The sequence below is a fragment of the Nostoc sp. DedSLP04 genome, assembly GCF_034530775.1.
Classification (GTDB): Bacteria; Cyanobacteriota; Cyanobacteriia; order Cyanobacteriales; family Nostocaceae; genus Nostoc.
In genome coordinates, this window is sequence record NZ_JAVRCL010000045.1 from 21780 (window position 1) to 39389 (window position 17610).

8 protein-coding genes and 1 pseudogene are annotated in these 17610 nt (G+C 39.7%); 6 read left to right on the plus strand and 3 right to left on the minus strand.

Going from position 1 to position 17610, the window contains the following annotated elements:
• Positions 1-29: 29 nt before the first annotated feature.
• The 3 genes from RMX89_RS23320 to RMX89_RS23330 are packed head-to-tail and all read left to right on the plus strand — an operon-like array spanning position 30 to position 7374.
• Positions 30-3338, plus strand: coding sequence for a GAF domain-containing protein (locus RMX89_RS23320; RefSeq protein WP_322690613.1), 3309 nt, complete (start codon positions 30-32; stop codon positions 3336-3338).
• Between the two features lie 31 nt (positions 3339-3369).
• Positions 3370-3750 (plus strand): four helix bundle protein, encoded by a 381-nt coding sequence (locus tag RMX89_RS23325; protein ID WP_322690614.1) that lies wholly within the window; start codon positions 3370-3372, stop codon positions 3748-3750.
• Positions 3751-3753: 3 nt separating this feature from the next.
• Complete coding sequence (locus tag RMX89_RS23330; protein ID WP_322690615.1) at positions 3754-7374, plus strand: response regulator; 3621 nt, start codon at positions 3754-3756, stop codon at positions 7372-7374.
• A 57-nt stretch (positions 7375-7431) separates the two neighbouring features.
• Here the strand turns inward: RMX89_RS23330 and RMX89_RS23335 are convergent, their stop codons facing one another.
• From RMX89_RS23335 to RMX89_RS23345, 3 genes are read right to left on the minus strand one after another with little or no spacing between them, the layout of a single operon-like run.
• Positions 7432-8160 (minus strand): Uma2 family endonuclease, encoded by a 729-nt coding sequence (locus RMX89_RS23335; protein WP_322690616.1) that lies wholly within the window; start codon positions 8158-8160, stop codon positions 7432-7434.
• A gap of 54 nt (positions 8161-8214) precedes the next feature.
• Positions 8215-9108, minus strand: a complete 894-nt coding sequence (locus tag RMX89_RS23340) for an ABC transporter permease (protein WP_322672672.1) — start codon at positions 9106-9108, stop codon at positions 8215-8217.
• A gap of 60 nt (positions 9109-9168) precedes the next feature.
• Positions 9169-10254: a spermidine/putrescine ABC transporter substrate-binding protein gene (locus RMX89_RS23345; protein WP_322672611.1), complete on the minus strand. Its 1086-nt coding sequence runs from the start codon at positions 10252-10254 to the stop codon at positions 9169-9171.
• Positions 10255-10609: 355 nt separating this feature from the next.
• Between RMX89_RS23345 and RMX89_RS34580 the strand changes: the two are divergent.
• From RMX89_RS34580 to RMX89_RS23360, 3 genes and pseudogenes are all read left to right on the plus strand, one after another.
• Positions 10610-10903 (plus strand): annotated as a pseudogene (locus RMX89_RS34580) (extracellular solute-binding protein); the annotation flags it as partial.
• Between the two features lie 214 nt (positions 10904-11117).
• Positions 11118-11432 (plus strand): hypothetical protein, encoded by a 315-nt coding sequence (locus RMX89_RS23355; protein ID WP_322690617.1) that lies wholly within the window; start codon positions 11118-11120, stop codon positions 11430-11432.
• Positions 11433-11773: 341 nt separating this feature from the next.
• Positions 11774-17554 carry an AAA family ATPase gene (locus RMX89_RS23360; protein ID WP_322690618.1) on the plus strand — a complete coding sequence of 1927 codons (5781 nt, stop codon included), beginning with the start codon at positions 11774-11776 and terminating at the stop codon, positions 17552-17554.
• Positions 17555-17610 lie beyond the last annotated feature (56 nt).

Below are 17610 nucleotides of genomic sequence, written 5' to 3' on the forward strand. Positions count from 1 at the left end.
TACCCATCACAATTTTGAGGTTTAATCAAATGACATTTTTGTATAACAACAGCCATGATAACGAGCATTTAATTTCTGAATTAGAAAATCAGAATGGTAGCGCTAATATAGCAAATATTGCTAGTAGTGAAATGTCTTTGTTAAGTGCGATCGCTCAAGAATTTAAAACTTGGCGGCGACAGATGAAAGATATCGCAACTCACATGCGCCAAGCCCCAAACATTGATACATTACTTAAAATTACTGTAGCACAAATTAGAGAAAAGATTGGCTGCGATCGCGCCTTAATTTATCAGTTTACTTCGCGAGAATCAGGTAATGTTTTAGCAGAATCAAGAACATTAGGCTGGACTCCAACTTTAGGCGAAAATATTCCCGGAATTATTTTTGGTCTATATACCAATCAAGACTATGTAGAAGCTGTAGTTATTGACGATATCAATCAGATTCAACTTACCCCTTATCAAAAGCAACTGCTAGATAAATTTCAAATTAAAGCTAGTTTGAGTTTACCGATTGTAGTAGAAGGTAAAGTGTGGGGCTTACTAGCAGTCAATAATTGCTACTCAAAGCGGCAGTGGCAAGAAGTAGAAATTAGCCTACTATCTCAACTGACAACAGAACTGATTTACAAATTACAAAGCTTTGAATTCCAAAAAGAACAGCAACAGCGGCTACTAGCAAAAAAATCGGTAGCTAAAGTCATCGACAAAATTCTGCGGGTATCAAATGTTGATAAGCTTTTTCAAACAACTACTCAAGAAGTACGCCAATTACTAAAATGCGATCGCGTCGGTGTCTATCGCTTCAAACCTGACTGGAGTGGTGAGTTTGTTGCTGAGTCAGTGGGTAACGGCTGGATAAAAATGGTCGGCCCTGATTTTTACATGGTCTGGGAAGATACCCACTTACAAGACACTCAAGGAGGACGTTATGCCAAGGGTGAAAGCTTTGTAGTTAATGACATTTATCAAATGGGCCATTCTCAATGTCACATTGATATTTTAGAGCAGTATGAAATGAAAGCTTACATCATTGCACCCATATTTGCTGGAGAAAAATTATGGGGTTTGTTGGCAGCTTATCAAAATTCTGGGCCTCGTGATTGGCAACCTTGGGAAGAAACCTTTGTAACTCAAATTGGGTTGCAATTTGGTGTAGCTATCTCACAAGCGGAATATCTCGAACAAGTGCAGAAAAAATCTAACCAACTAGCTCAAATAGTTGAACAAGAGAAAGTTTTCACTAAGATAGTCAACCGCATCAGACAATCTTTAGACGTAGAAAGCGTCTTCAAAACAACCACTCAAGAAGTGCGCCAATCACTACAATGCGATCGCGTTGCTGTCTATCGTTTTAACCCTGACTGGGGTGGTGAATTTGTGGCTGAGTCTGTGAGTACTGGTTGGACAAAACTGGTAGGCCCTGATATTAAAACCGTTTTGGATGATACCTACTTGCAAGAAACCAAGGGAGGTCGGTATGTCAGAGGTGAAAACTTTGTCGTTAATAATATCTATGAAGTAGGGCTAGCTCCCTGCCATATTGAGATTTTAGAGCAGTTTGAAGCCAAAGCTTATATCATTGTTCCGATATTCTTCGGGGATAAATTGTGGGGATTGCTGGCAGCTTATCAAAATTCTAGCTCCCGTGAATGGCAAAGCTGGGAAGTGAACTTTTTGGTTCAAACTAGCTTGCAATTTAGCCTAGCTAAATCACAGATAGACTATTTGGAATTAGTGCGAGTTAAATCTGAGAAACTAGCTCAAATAGCAGAACAAGAGAAAGCTGTTACCAAGATCAGTAACCGCATCCGGCAATCTTTAGATGTAGAAGAAATCTTCAAAACAACTACTCAAGAAGTCAGACAATTACTGCGATGCGATCGCGTCGCCGTGTATCGCTTCAATCCTAACTGGAGTGGTGAATTTGTCGCCGAGTCAGCAGGTCATCTTTGGGTAAAACTGGTAGGCCCCGATATCAAAACCGTCTGGGAAGATACCCACTTACAAGAAACTCAAGGAGGTCGATATGCCCAAGGGGAAAACTTTGTTGTAAATGATATCTATCAGGTAGGTCATTCTCCTTGCCACATTGAAGTTTTAGAGCAATTTGAAGCCAAAGCTTATGTAATTGTTCCTGTATTTGCTGGCGAACAATTGTGGGGATTGCTGGCAGCTTATCAGAATTCGGGAACTCGTGATTGGGAAGAATCAGAAGTTACTTTGTTAGCACGTATTGGCAGCCAGTTAGGATTGGCATTACAACATACCGAATATTTGCAACAAGTACAAGCGCAGTCAGCAAAATTAGCAGAAGCAGCAACACGAGAAAAGGCAGCCAAGGAGTTACTACAACAACGATCTATTCAACTCTTAAAAGCCCTTAGACCCGCTCTCAACGGCGACTTAACAGTACGCGCACCGATTACAGAAGACGAACTAGGCACGATCGCTGATGCTTACAATAATACTCTGCAAGCACTGCGGCAAATTGTTGTTCAAGTACAAGGGGCTGCTCAACAAGTTGCCCAAACTTCTAGCAATAGCGAGTCTTCATTAGCGGGACTAACCAATCTAGCACAACAACAGTCTGAGGACATTACCGCAGCTTTAGGTGACATTCAACAAATGGTGGACTCTACTCAAGCTGTAGTAGCGAATGCTGAGTTAGTACAACTAGCAGTGCAAAAAGCCAATCAAACTGTAGAGTCTGGCGATACTGCCATGAACCTGACTGTCAAAGCAATCCAAGGAATTCGTGAAACCGTTGCTCAAACCAGCAAAAAGATTAAACGCCTCAGCGAATCCTCACAAAAAATCTCCAAAGTGGTGAATTTGATTGGTAATTTTGCCACACAGACAAACGTACTCGCTTTGAATGCAGCCATTGAAGCTACTCGTGCTGGTGAATATGGCAAAGGCTTTGCAGTTGTGGCTGATGAAGTCCGTTCTTTATCTCGCCAATCAGCAGCAGCAACCATCGAAATTGAAAAATTAGTTCAGGAGATTCAAGCAGAAACCGGAGAAGTTGCAGTAGCAATGGAAACTGGTATTCAACAGGTAGTAGAAGGCACAAATCTTGTTAGTGACACTCGCCAAAACTTAAATGCGATCGTTTCTGCGACTGCCGAAATTAGTCAGCTAATCGAGCGAATTACCGCAGCGACTCAAAAACAAATGGCGCAATCTGTAACAGTAACTAAATCAATGCAAGATGTCGCAGAAATTGCCGATAAAACTTTTGCTGAATCTCAAGAAATTGCTACCGTGTTCCAAGAGCTATCAGGAATGGCGCAAGAGTTATTAACAACTGCTAGTAAGTTTAAAGTCAAATGAATTTTAGATTTTAGATTTTGGATTTTGGATTATGAATGAGGAGGATTTTAAGCGGAGAACAAAGCAGCTAGCATTGCGAGCAATCCGCTTAGTAGAAGCTCTCCCACAGAGCAGAACGGCAGATGTAATTGGCAAGCAGCTAATCCGTTCAGCAACATCTGTGGGAGCTAACTATCGGTCAGCTTGTCGTGGTAAGTCAACCGCCGATGTCATTGCTAAACTCAGTTTGGTAGAGGAAGAAGCCGATGAAAGTCTTTATTGGATGGAACTTGTTGTTGAGGTTGGTTTATTACCACTGGAAAAAGTGAAAAGCTTGATGTTAGTAAATACCGAAATTCTGGCAATGACAGTTGCATCAATTAAAACTTTACGCAACAAATCTAAAATCCAAAATTTAAAATCAAAAATCTAAAATATGATTACAGATAAGGAAATTCGCCAACAAGGTTACATCTACTTTTTAGCTGAAGCCCCAGAATTAGTCACAATTATTGAACAAGAACTATTTAGCTTGTCGGAAGATTATAGTATTGCTAAAATTCACAATCTAATGCGAGCTACTCATACACTGAAAGGTGGTGCAGCTAACGTTGGGCTAGAATTAATTAAGACGATCGCCCATTTTTTAGAAGATGTATTTAAGGCTTTGTACAACCCAAAAGTGGTAGTTGATGCAGAATTACAAACACTTTTATTACAAGCTTATGAGTGTTTGAGTATAGCATTAAATACTGAGCTAATAGGGAGTACTGTTAATGATGAAGAACTGCTTCATCGAGCAACTTCAGTATTCACGCAGTTGCAAGAAAAGCTGGGTGATGCATTTGGTGCTGAATCTCATATCCCTACTTCTGAAGAATTGGGATTTGATATTGTGCAATCTGTTTTTGAAGTAGGAGTAGAACAACGTCTAAACAGTATTGCTGACGTTATTAATAATCCACCAAATAATGACGAATTTATTGAGTTTTTACACTCTCAAGCTGAAGTATTTCTGGGCTTGGCAGAATCTCTAAATTTACCTGGATTGGGAGAAATTTCCCAAACTATTCTCTCAGCATTGCAAGCAAATCCCAGTCAGGTACAGCAAATTGCAGAAATTGCCCTTGTAGATTTACAACAAGCAAAAAAATTAGTCTTAGCAGGCGATCGCACATCTGGTGGAGAACCTTCATCAGGTTTACGAAAACTCGCAGTAGTGGAAAATAATGAGTTATCTGAAAAATTAGTAAATAATTCATTCACTGATAAATTTATCATTAATGAAGAACAATTTTATCACTTTCTCACTACATCTGATAACAATAAGAGCGAATCGGTAAAACCAAAAACTGCCAAATTTTATTTAAAAGTAATTCGCTACATTTATGGCTGGTTTAATCACCAGATGCAAATACCAGAAGCGGAACTCAGTTTGACTTTACTAGTTCCCAGGTTAGAAAGAAAAAATCTGCTTAGTTATATCGAAAACTGGCTAAAAGACTTTCTTGATTTTGTTCAGGATGAAGAAGATAGTCAAAGTCTTTGTATTTATCGACGTGGCATAATCTTAATTATCCTATTTGCAGTTGCAAAGTTTCAATATTCTCTGAAAGCATCTGATAGCCACCTTTCAGCAATTAAATTATTACAAAACCAAATTCACAAATTAGCAAAAGAATATAAAAATTATCCTCCTGTTACTAGCGAAGAGAAAAATTGGCTTGATAGTCCAAAGTTACAAAACCTGTTAGTGATTAAAGAGATTGTATTTTCTCAATCAACTGATAATTTGTTAGAAGCAATATGGGGAGAAGAAACTAGACAAAATCTTGCTTTTGAAATCGTAACAACCCAGACTGATAATTATTCAGTAAAGCTTGATTCATTAACTGTCAGCGAGCAGATAATTATAGACGTTTCGGAAACAGCTATTGAAGTCATGCCTGAGATAGCTACACAAATCAACAAAGAAATAGAAGAGAAATCACAGTACGATCAAACTAAAAACTTTCGCCAACCTTCATTTATTCGGGTAGATACAGAGAGACTGCAACACCTCAATTATCTAGCAGGAGAATTGCTGATTTCCCAAAAACGGCGTAGTTTACAAGATGAACAAGTCAAAGAAATAATTGAGCAATTAGTACAGCAACTTACTAGACACCAAACAACTTTAAATGAGTTACGCGATTTACCTTTACAAATACAAAATATTACATCAGGACAAACGCAAAGTTTTGCAGTGGATTTTGACTCTTTAGAAATGGATGTATATACAGAATTTCACATGACATTGCATGAAGCAATAGAAGAGACACTGCAACTACAAGAAACCACAGAATCTCTTGACTTGCTTCTGACACAAGCTACTCAAATTAGCGATCAAAAAGAGAATTTAACTCTTAATATTATAGATAGCTTAGTCGAAGCACGAATGTCGCCTTTGGGCAATATTCTGAATCGTTTCCCCCACATGGTAAATAAATTGGGGAATGTTCATGCCAAACTTGTTGAATTGAAACTTACCGGTAGCGAAGTATTGGTAGATAAAGCGATCGCCCAAAAGCTCTACGATCCTTTGTTACACTTAGTGCGTAATGCTTTTGACCACGGTATTGAAGCTCCGCAAGTTCGCCGAGAGCTTGGTAAACCAGAAGAAGGTTTAATCGAAATCTGCGCTTATCATCAGGGTAGCCAAACTATTATCGAAGTTCGAGATGATGGTCAGGGATTGAATTTAGATAGAATTCGCAGAAAAGCTGTCGAACTTTATCCCATACAAACTGAAGAAAAAACTAGAAACTATGCTTCTAGTCTGGCTGAACCTGAACTTTTAGATTTGATATTTTCGCCTGGATTTACTACTGCAAAGAAAGTAAGTGAAATTTCTGGGCGCGGTATGGGTTTAGATATTGTGCGTACTCAAATGCACGCGCTCAACGGCTCGATTTCAGTTCAATCCTTACCCAACCAAGGAACAATATTCATCCTAAAAATTCCTTTTTCTATGACTACAGAGAAGTTAATGCTAGTTCAAGCCAAAGGTGTTGTTTATGGTCTGATGTTGGACAGTATCGAAAAAATATTGATTCCCTCTGAACAACAGATTAAAGAAATTGAAGGGAAAAAAGTCTTATATTTGAATATAGATAATGATGAGACTATGGTCAGTCTTCGTCACCTTTCAAAGTTGATTAATTATAATAGTTCATTCACTAATAATGAGACTCCATACAATATTTCAAATAATCAAAACCAAAACATAGAAAAAAATCCGGTGCTTTTGCTACAGCGAAATCAGGGAAAGATTGCTTTAGAAGTTGACCAAATAATCGGCGAACAAGAACTGGTAATCAGACCTTTAGGAAATGCGATCGCACCGCCAAAATACATTTATGGTTGTAGTAGTTTAGCTAATGGTAATCTCATCTTAGTAATTGATGCTTTGTTGTTGATAAAATCTAGCGAAATCCAACAAACAACACTTGATATCAGGGCGCTACCAGTAGCTTCTCCGTCAAATATAAAAGCTTTGCCAATATCAGGGCATACTTTTTCATCTACACCATTACTTGCGGCATCGACTTCCACAACAACTATAGAAACCCAACCCAGTTATTCTCAAGAGCCAGATTATAAATCACCAAAAGTTGTTTTAGTAGTAGATGATGCAATTAGTCTCCGGCAAACTCTCTCTCTAACTCTTCAAAAATCTGGCTATCAAGTAATACAAGCTCAAAATGGTGTAGAAGCTTTAGAAAAATTGCAATTACATCCTGAAATTCAAGTTGTCGTTTCCGATTTAGAGATGCCACGAATGAACGGTTTTGAGTTATTGAGCAATTTCCGCCAATACACAAATTTAGCAAAAATTCCGGTTGTGATTCTTACTTCTCGCAGCGCTGAAAAACATCGCCAGCTTGCTAAAGAATTGGGTGCAAAAGCTTACTTAACCAAGCCTTTTTTAGAGCATGAGTTTATCTCTAAAATTAAGGAGTTAATTAACAATAATACAAATGATTTAGATCGTTTACTTATAGTGAAAAATAATTAACAATTTTTAATTACGAATTACGTAGCTTGCTTCTCGCATGAAGGCGAGTATTACGAATTACGAATTATCAGGTAAATTATTTGGATCTACACCTAGAGAACGTAAATACTCGGCTAATTGTTCAGCCCTTTGCCGTTCTTGTTCAGCCCGCGATCGCTCTTGTTGTGCCTGTTCTGCATCTGTCAAATAGCGCTTTCCTTGCTCGTCATACCAACATAAAAACTCCTGTTGTATGCCGCCAATTACAGTTTGGTGTCGCCCAATACCTAAACCCACCTCTGGCATCAAATAAGGTTCACCTATTTGTAATTGGTAGTTTCCATTGAGCAACTTATACACTTCCAAGGGTTGATGTTGGTCGCGTCGCCAAAACTCAGGGTTATAAATTACGTAGTACAATACACCGAGTTTTCTATATATGTCTAGCTTTTCGTCGTATTCACCTCCTGGAGTATGGGATACCATTTCTAATGTGAATATTGGAACTATCCCATTTTCTTCCCAAACTGCGTAACTTTTGCGTGATTTACCACCCTTTTTCCGTTCTACTCCCAGACTTAAAAAAGCATCTGGGACTACAGGTACTCTGGGATTTACTCCTGTGGTGTGATACACTCCCATATCTACTCCGAAGTACCAATCCATGCGATTTGCCCAAATGGAGTTAAGTAAGAAGAGTAAAATATTGGGCAAAAAGTTTTGATCTTCGTTATCCACCGGCGTATCGTCTGAACAGGGAAGTTCATCGGTAGTTGGTAACGCATTTTTGAGATCGGGTGAGAGCATAACCGTTGTCTCGCTGGCGTTTGATGCCTTTATTATAAATGAGTGACCAAAATTTTAACGTTTGGGTGTAGCTTCCCCAAACTTAATTAAAAGTGCGATCGCAATACTAACAAGCAAAATTAACGTCATACTCAAGGCTGAACCAAATCCCCAATTTTGGGTTGCTCCAAGAAACTGATTATAAACTAATCGCGCCGCCGTCATACTAGAAGCACCACCAAGTAATTCTGGATCGACAAAATCCCCCAATCCTGTGATAAATACAAGCATGGAAGCAGCCGCAATTCCCGAAAAAATTTGCGGTACGGTTACTTGGAAAAAAGTTTCCACCGGATTTGCACCTAAATCAGCCGCAGCTTCTAGCAACCGCTTGTCTAGCTTTTCGAGAGAAGCATATAAAATTAAAACCATATAAGGTAATAAGCTGTAACTCATACCAATAAATACAGCTTGACTCTGATTAAGTAATTGCAAAGTAGGCAAGCCTAAATTGCTAAGTAAACTGTTTAATAAACCAGAAGGACGAAGAATTGTAATCCAAGCATAAGAACGAAGTAAGGAAGAAGTCCACAAAGGTAGAACAAAGCCTAATAGCAGTAAATTTCGCCAACGCTGCGGTGCTATCTGAGCAATCCAATAGGCGACGGGGAAACCCAAAATTAAACAAATTATCGTAGTGCCAAACGCAAAAAATAGCGATCGCCAAATTACTTGCACGTAAAGGGAGTCAAATATTCGGATGTAGTTTTTGAATCCGTTGGGATTAACCAAATCTCCCGGTCGGATATCTGCAACTAAACTTAACTCGAAAATGATCAAAGCTGGCAGCACCAACAAAAGTAATAACCAAATCCCAGATGGTGCAAGCAATACCAAGGGTTGCAACCAATTTCTAACGGGATGCTGCAATTTTTCTATTTGAGAAATATCATTTTTTTCCAAATTAATCACTCCTAACTCCTGTACAGACGCGATTAATCGCGTCTCTACTCTTAACTCCTAACTCTTTTAACTGCTAGTTAATTGAGTCCAATAACGATCGTAAACCTCTTCAAATTCTCCTACAGGTGTAACACGTTCACAATTTTTTAACAGTGACTCTGGCGGAAACAAATTAGTGTTGTTTTGGATTGTTTTTGGTAATTGCTCAAATCCGGCGCTATTCGGCGTAGAAATATTCAGGCGTTGAGTGATTTGGGCTGCGATTTCTGGTTGCAAAATCATGTTAATCCAAGCATAGGCTCCAGCTTGGTTGGGGGCTGTTTTGGGAATTACAATAGTGTCTGTCCATAATGAAGAACCACTACGAGGAATCACATATTTGAGTTTAGGGTTTTCTTGAGAGATTTTCACTGCATCTGCCGAATAACACATTGCCAATAGCAAATCTCCGGCCAGAATTTGATTTTGCCAAGCGTCGGTGTCAAAACGGGCGATCGCAGGTTTTAGAACTTTCAATTTTTCATAAGCTTGTTTGATTTCTTGTTCATTTTTTGAGTTATAAGAATAACCGAGCATTCGTAACGTTGCACCCATCACTTCTCGAACATCATTGAGCAAAGTCATTCGCTGATTAAGTTGCTCTTGATTTTGCCAAAGGTAATCCCAGTCTTGTGGTGCATCTTTTATTTTTTCGGAATTGTAAAGTAAACCTGTTGTCCCCCAGTTAAAAGGGATACTGTAGCGGTTATTGGGATCGTAACTAGGATTTTGAAAGCGAGGAAATAAATTCTCTAGACCGATTAAGCGATCGTGATTTATTTCTGTTAGCAAACCTTTGTCTACCATCTTCTGCACCATATAATCAGATGGATTGATGATGCTGTAAGTGCCACCGCCTCCAGCTTGCAATTTAGCCAGCATGACATCATTGGAATCATAGACATCTGCCAGCACTTTTATGCCAGTTTGGGCGCTAAAAGTTTTTAGTAATTGATTGTCAGTATATTGCGTCCAGGTAAAGATATAAAGTTGGTCGCGCTGACTATTGGTATTAGAATTAGCACGTACTTCAGCCAGCCTCCAGCCACAACCACCTAAAGATAAGCTAGAAAGTGCTGCCACCCCTTTCAAAAATTGACGTCTGTTAGTCATTAAGTTAATAGTTAATCATCTTTTGTATTGTTGTCGATTGATTCTAAATATGGCTTTAATTGGAGTGCCCATAGGTAGTTTAAAGATTAACTTAAGTGTATCTACCTGTGCAACTGTTAATAAGTTACTGCTATTAGCTAGTTTTAGGTATGGTTTTTAATCAAGCTTGAGTTATAAAAATTAACAAAGCGAGCGATACCTTCTTTACGAGACGCTACGCGAACGGTGAGCTTCGCTAACGCCAAATTATCAAGGAAACTCGGTGTGGCAAGCTGAACTACACTTCTGTACTAGCAAAAATCACAGGGTTTGTCCTTACCTTACCAGTTAAAACTGTGACAGGAGTTTTGGATTCATAACTGTAAGGAGGAATCATCCAAATGTCTACGATCTAGAAGATTTAACTAATCGTGTTCAGTCTGACTCAGCCTTGCAATGGCAGGATATTGCTCCTATTTTTCGAGATGTGAGTGCAAGGTATAAACAGCGGATTTACGCGATACCGTTGGATGGTGATTTTCACATGGTTTACTATCGCAGCGATCTCCTTAAAACCGCTGGATTAGAGCCTCCGACAACTTGGGACGATTATCTGGCGATCGCCAAACAGTTTCATGGCAAAGACTTAAATAATGATGGTACACCAGACTACGGCTCTTGTATGGCAAAAGGCCCTCGCTTTGCCGGTTACTTGCTGTTTACCTCAATTACTAGTTCCTGGCTGCAATCTCAGGGAACAACCCAAGGAGGATTTTTTGACCTGGAAACCATGAAACCTTTGGTTCGCAATCCAGCGTTTGCTAAGGCGCTGGATATCTATAAAAAAACGATGGACTTTGGCTTGCCTAATGAAGCAAACTTGGATGGATACGAGCAAGATGCCTTTACGCGATGCCAAGGGAAATATCTTCGGCATTTTATCAGTGACAGAAGACATTACCGAACGTCACCAAGCACAAGAAGAACTCAAACAACAAAAACAAAATCTAGAAGAAGCACTAGCAGAACTTCAAGGCGCCCAAGTGCAATTGGTGCAAAGTGAAAAAATGTCGGCGCTGGGAAACCTTGTAGCGGGGGTGGCACATGAAATCAATAACCCTGTTGGCTTCTTGGGCGGCAATATTCAACCTGCCTTAGATTATATTAAAGACATATTTAGCTTAATTAATTTGTATTAACAGGAATATTCTAATCCCAGTGGAATAATTCAAGACGAAATCGAAGCAATTGACCTCGATTACATCCGCGAAGACTTACCTAAGTTAGTAGGTTCTATGCGAGAAGGTGTGAAGCGAATTCGGGATATTAGTACCTCTTTACGAACCTTCTCTCGTGCTGATAGCGATCGCCCGACAAATCGTTGAATCAACCCACGGTGGCAAATTGAGTTGCAACTCTGTTCTCGGTGAAGGAACAGAATTTGTCATTGAAATTCCGGTGTAAATTTTTATTCTGGTTCTTAAATAACTTGAGATATCTGGGAACACTGTATCTGTAAATCGTCACTCCTTGAGCAGTTATGGTCAGCACTTTTGTAAAGATTCCTGGATACCGCTTAACAGAAGAACTCTACAATGGTTCCAGAACCCTAGTTTATCGAGGGTATCGAGAAACTGACTCCTTAGCGATAGTCATTAAACTACTGAAAAATCCCTATCCGAGTTTTGGCGAACTCTTGTCGTTTCGCACTCAGTACACCATTGCTAAAAATCTGAATTCACCTCTAATAGTTCAAACTTATAGCCTAGAACCGTACCAAAATGGCTATGCATTGGTGATGGAAGATTTTGGCGGGATTTCTCTCAAAGAATGGAAATTCACAGGGAATCTACAATCTCTACAGGAGTTTTTAGAAATTGCGATCGCTCTGTGCGACACCTTAAATTTACTTTACAAAGAGCGCATCATCCATAAAGATATTAAACCCAGCAATATATTAATTAATCCCGAAACCAAACAAGTTAAATTAATCGACTTTAGTATTGCATCACTTTTACCAAGAGAAACCCAAACTCTAGTTAATCCCAATGTATTAGAAGGGACACTTGCTTATATTTCCCCCGAACAAACAGGTAGAATGAATCGAGGGATTGACTATCGCACAGATTTTTATTCACTTGGCGTAACTTTCTACGAATTACTGACTGGGGAGTTACCTTTTGCCTCCAACGAGCCGATGGAGTTGGTACATTCTCATATTGCAAAAATCGCACCATTAGTACACGAAGTTAATTCCGAAATTTCATCTGTACTATCAAAAATTGTCAGTAAATTGATGGCGAAGAATGCCGAAGATAGATATCAGAATGTATTGGGACTGAAATTTGATTTAGAAAATTGTTTAACTCAGTTACAAGTTTTGGGTAAAATTGAAAGTTTTGAAATAGCACAGCATGATGTGTGCGATCGCTTCATTATCCCCGATAAACTCTACGGACGAGAAACCGAAGTAGAAAACCTACTGCAAGCATTTGAGCGAGTCAGCCTTGGTGCAACAGAAATGATGCTAGTTGCTGGATTTTCCGGCATTGGCAAAACCGCAGTTGTCAACGAAGTGCATAAACCAATTGTGCGCCAACGCGGCTACTTTATCAAAGGCAAATACGACCAGTTCAACCGCAATATACCCTTCAGTGCCTTTGTGCAAGCATTCCGCGATTTAATAGAGCAATTATTAACCGAAAGTGATGTCCAACTAGGGCAATGGAAAAATAAGATTTTAGAGGCGGTTGGCGAAAATGGGCAAGTCATTATTGAAGTAATTCCCGAACTATCAAGAATTATTGGCGAACAACCACCAGCAGCAGAACTATCAGGAACAGCAGCCCAAAATCGTTTTAACTTACTCTTTCAAAAATTTACTCAAGTCTTTACCAGTGCATCACATCCCTTAGTAATATTTTTAGATGATTTGCAATGGGCAGATTCAGCATCGCTGAATTTAATGCAGTTATTAATGGCTGATACAGGTCATCTTTTCATTATTGGTGCGTACCGCGATAACGAAGTCAATCCAGCACATCCATTAGTATTGACTTTGAATGAAATTGCTAAATTACAAGCAACAATTAATACAATTATTTTAACACCATTAAATCAAGCCACAGTCAATCAGTTAGTTGCTGATACACTCAAATGTTCAGAAAATCTAGCATGGCATCTTTCTGTATTAATTTATCAAAAAACTAAAGGAAATCCATTTTTTGCCACACAGTTTCTCAAAGCATTGTATCAAGATGGATTAATCCAATTTGACTTTGAGTTAAGCTGTTGGCAATGCAATATATCAGAAGTGACGGCTCAAGCCGTTACAGATGACGTTGTAACTTTTATGAGTTTGCAACTGCAAAAATTCCCACACTCGACTCAAGATGTCTTGCAGTTAGCAGCTTGTATTGGTAACTCTTTTGATTTAGCAACTTTGGCAATTGTTTCGCAGCAATCGGAAATTGACACGGCTGCGGCTTTGTGGAAAGCTTTGCAAGAAGGGTTGATTTTACCAATTGGTGATGTTTATAAATTTTATGTCGGGCAAAAAACCCTTGCTGATACATCAGAAAATCAACTGATTGTTACATACAAATTCTTACATGACCGAGTACAGCAAGCAGCCTATTCCCTGATTCCTGATGACCAAAAACAGACGACTCATTACCAAATCGGACAACTGCTGCTGCAACAGATTTCCGCACAAGCTAGAGTTGACCGCATTTTTGAAATCGTCAATCAATTAAATTACGGCACGGCTTTAATTAGCGAACAAACTCAACGCTCGGAACTAGCACAACTTAATTTGATTGCATCTCGCAAAGCCAAAAATTCAACCGCCTATCAAGCAGCGCGTGAATATGTCACAGTGGGATTGTCTTTGTTGGGAGGAAATACTTTGCAGCAACAGTATGAAATGACCCTTGCCTTGCATGAATTAGCGGCGGAAGTGGCAATGCTAAATGGTAACTTTGAGGCGATGGAACAGTTCATTGATACTGTCATTCAACAGGCAGATTCCTTACTAGAAAAGGTTAATGTCTACTGCATTAGAATTCAATCTCATATTTCCCAAAGTAAATTGACTTGTGCGATCGCGATCGCCCAACCAGTCTTACAACAGCTTGGTGTAACCTTTCCTGAAACACCGACACCATCAAATCTTCAACAGGAAATCCAAGAGATTGAGGAACTGATTGGAGATAGGCAAATTGCCGATTTGGTTAACTTGCCACAGATGAGGGATGCAGAAAAACTCGCTACTCTGAAGATTGTCAATATCATAATCCCAGCAGCTTACCTCTCTGGCTCTGCACTGTACCCATTGCTGAATAGTTTGTCCGTTAAACTCTCAATTCAGTACGGTAACACATCGACTTCTGCTTTAGGCTATGCGACCTATGGCAGTATTCTCTGCAATTTCTTACAAGCCGTAGATACAGGATCGCAATTTGGTTCCCTAGGACTCCAGATTATTTCAAAACTCGATGCCAAAGCAAGTAAAACAGATGTTTTGATGATCTTGGGGATATTTGTTGTACACCGCAAATCTCACATTAAAGAAACACTACCCCTTTTGCAAGAGGGTTATACCAGTGCCTTAGAATTTGGAAACCTGGTACTTGCTGGATATAATGGGCACACTTTTTGTCTCAATTCTTTTTGGTGCAGTCAACCTCTGGCTACTTTAGAGCAGGATATTTGCGCCTACTGCCATAGTTTGATGCAAATAAATCAATTGACAACCGCAAATTATTGTCGGATTTATTGGCAACCGGTTTTAAATCTGCTAGGAGTTGCAGAACATACCACCTTTTTGTCTGGAAAAGCCCTTGAAGAAACAGAATTTCTCCAGCAGCTACAGTCTACCAATGATGGATATGGATTGTATATTTTCCATTTGTATAAACTAATGCTTTGTTTCTTGTTTGGAGAAATTGAGCCAGCGAAAAATCATGCTATTGAAGTCAGGCGCTATTTTATGGCTGGTGCGGGATTAGTCAGCGAACCAGTATTTTATCTTTACGATTCGCTGCTGACTTTGGCACAATTGAATCCACAGTTAGATGCAACATCAGCAGCATTGCAGAGTGTAACAGAAAACCAAACCCACTTACAGCAATGGGCGCATCATGCACCCATGAATTACCAGCATAAGGTGGATTTGGTAGAGGCAGAAAAATACCGAGTATTAGGCAAGAATTATGAAGCAGGGGATTATTACGATCGCGCTATTTCTTTTGCTAAAGCCAACGGCTACCTCCAAGAAGAAGCCTTAGCTAACGAACTGACAGCTAAATTCTATCTTTATTGGGGTAAAGCAAAAGTTGCCGCAGGCTATATGCAAGAAGCTTACTATTGTTACGCCAAATGGGGTGCAAAAGCCAAAGTTGCCGATTTAGAAAAACGCTATCCGCAACTACTTGCCCCCATATTACAGCAAACTCGTTCGGCCTTTTCAATTAACGAAACCATCTTCGCTTTGGGAACTGTCACCTCCACTTCTACGAGTTCTAGCAGTAGTGTCTCAGATATCCTAGATTTAAAAGCGATTCTCAAAGCCTCTCACACTATCTCTAGTGAAATCGAACTGGAGAAACTGCTTGCATCGTTACTGAGAATCGTCATCGAAAATGCCGGGGCTGATAAATGCGTGTTAATGCTGTTGCGAGACAGTCACCTGTTGATTAAAGGGTCAATGACTTTGGGAACAGAACCAGTGGTGTTGCAGAAAATTCCTGTGGAAGAGAGTCAGGATATTCCCCAAAAGCTCATTTACAAAGTCTTGCACAACAGTCAGACTATTGTCCTGCTGGATGCAACAGCAGATTCCACCTTAGCCAACGACCCCTATATCATACGCCAGCAGCCCAAGAGTATTTTGTGTAGCCCGATTTTGCATCAAGGCAAGTTGAGAGGCATTTTATATCTAGAAAATAACTTAGCAACGGGGGCATTCACCAGCGAACGCATCGAACTACTCAATTTACTATGCGCTCAAGCTGCAATTTCCTTGGAAAATGCCCGACTTTACGAACGTTCCTTAGAATATGCCCAACAGCTAAAACAGTCATTCGCCGAATTGAGTGCCGCCCAGTCTCGCTTCCACAACTTAGTAGACAACGTGCCTGGGGTGGTTTTTCAATACCAGATGAGTGCTGATGGAATCCTATCGTTAAACTACATCAGTGCTGACTGTTACAATTTGTACGAAATTACGCCAGAGCAAGCTGCTGCCGATGCGAAGTTTTTTGACAAAATGGTACATCCAGATGATGTGGCTTCTTATCAGGAATCAAGTACTGACACCGTTCAAACTGTATCTCACTGGCGCTGGGAGGGGCGAATCGTCACTCCATCAGGAATCGTCAAGTGGATTCACGGCGAATCTAGAATTGAACGGCGTGTGGATGGAACGCTAGTTTGGGATGGATTGTTTTTGGATATTAGCGATCGCAAGCAAGCAGAACTGGCATTGCAACAAGCTCAATTACAAATTGTTCAAAGTGAGAAAATGTCTGCTTTGGGTAACTTAGTTGCTGGTGTCGCCCATGAAATGAATAATCCTCTCGGTTTTATTGCTGCCAGTCTCAAACAAGCTAAACCAACGTTTACTGATATTATCGAACACTTAAAACTCTATCAAGAAACTTTACCAAACAAGAGCGAAGAAATTCTCGACCATGAGTCAGAAATTGATTTGGAATATAGCTTATCAGACTTGCCCAAAATGCTTGATTCCATGACTATGGCATGTGATAGGCTCAAAAACATCAGCACTTCACTCCGCACTTTCTCTCGTGCTGACAAAGACTACAAAGTACCGTTTAATATTCACGAAGGTATTGATAGTACCATTCTCATTCTCAAACATCGTCTGAAAGCCAACCCTGAACGTCCGACGATTGAAGTTGTCACTAACTACGGTAATTTACCTCAAGTTGAATGCTTTCCTGGGCAATTGAATCAGGTATTTATGAATATCTTAGCGAATGCTATTGATGCATTAGAAGAATCGAATCACGAACGTAATTTTGAGGAAATCAAAGCCAATTCCAACCGAATTACAATTACCACTTCAATAGTAGAGAAGCTCGTGAAAATTGCCATTGCAGATAACGGTAAGGGGATGAGTGAAGAAATCAAACAAAAGATTTTTGACCATTTATTTACTACGAAATCTGTGGGGAAAGGTACGGGGTTAGGGTTGGCGATCGCCCGACAAATCGTCGAATCAACCCACGGTGGCAAATTGAGTTGCAATTCTGTTCTGGGTCATGGTACAGAATTTCTCATTGAAATTGCAATGTAAATCTTTGCTGTTGTTTATCAAACACTTAATCTATCTGGGAACACTATATCTGTAAA

Excerpts from the sequence above, each read along its gene's own strand:
- RMX89_RS23320 (WP_322690613.1), top strand. The coding sequence starts at position 30 with ATGACATTTTTGTATAACAACAGCCATGATAACGAGCATTTAATTTCT.
- RMX89_RS23325 (WP_322690614.1), top strand. The coding sequence starts at position 3,370 with ATGAATGAGGAGGATTTTAAGCGGAGAACAAAGCAGCTAGCATTGCGA.
- RMX89_RS23330 (WP_322690615.1), top strand. The coding sequence starts at position 3,754 with ATGATTACAGATAAGGAAATTCGCCAACAAGGTTACATCTACTTTTTA.
- RMX89_RS23335 (WP_322690616.1), bottom strand. The coding sequence starts at position 8,160 with ATGCTCTCACCCGATCTCAAAAATGCGTTACCAACTACCGATGAACTT.
- RMX89_RS23345 (WP_322672611.1), bottom strand. The coding sequence starts at position 10,254 with ATGACTAACAGACGTCAATTTTTGAAAGGGGTGGCAGCACTTTCTAGC.
- RMX89_RS23355 (WP_322690617.1), top strand. The coding sequence starts at position 11,118 with ATGGATACGAGCAAGATGCCTTTACGCGATGCCAAGGGAAATATCTTC.
- RMX89_RS23360 (WP_322690618.1), top strand. The coding sequence starts at position 11,774 with ATGGTCAGCACTTTTGTAAAGATTCCTGGATACCGCTTAACAGAAGAA.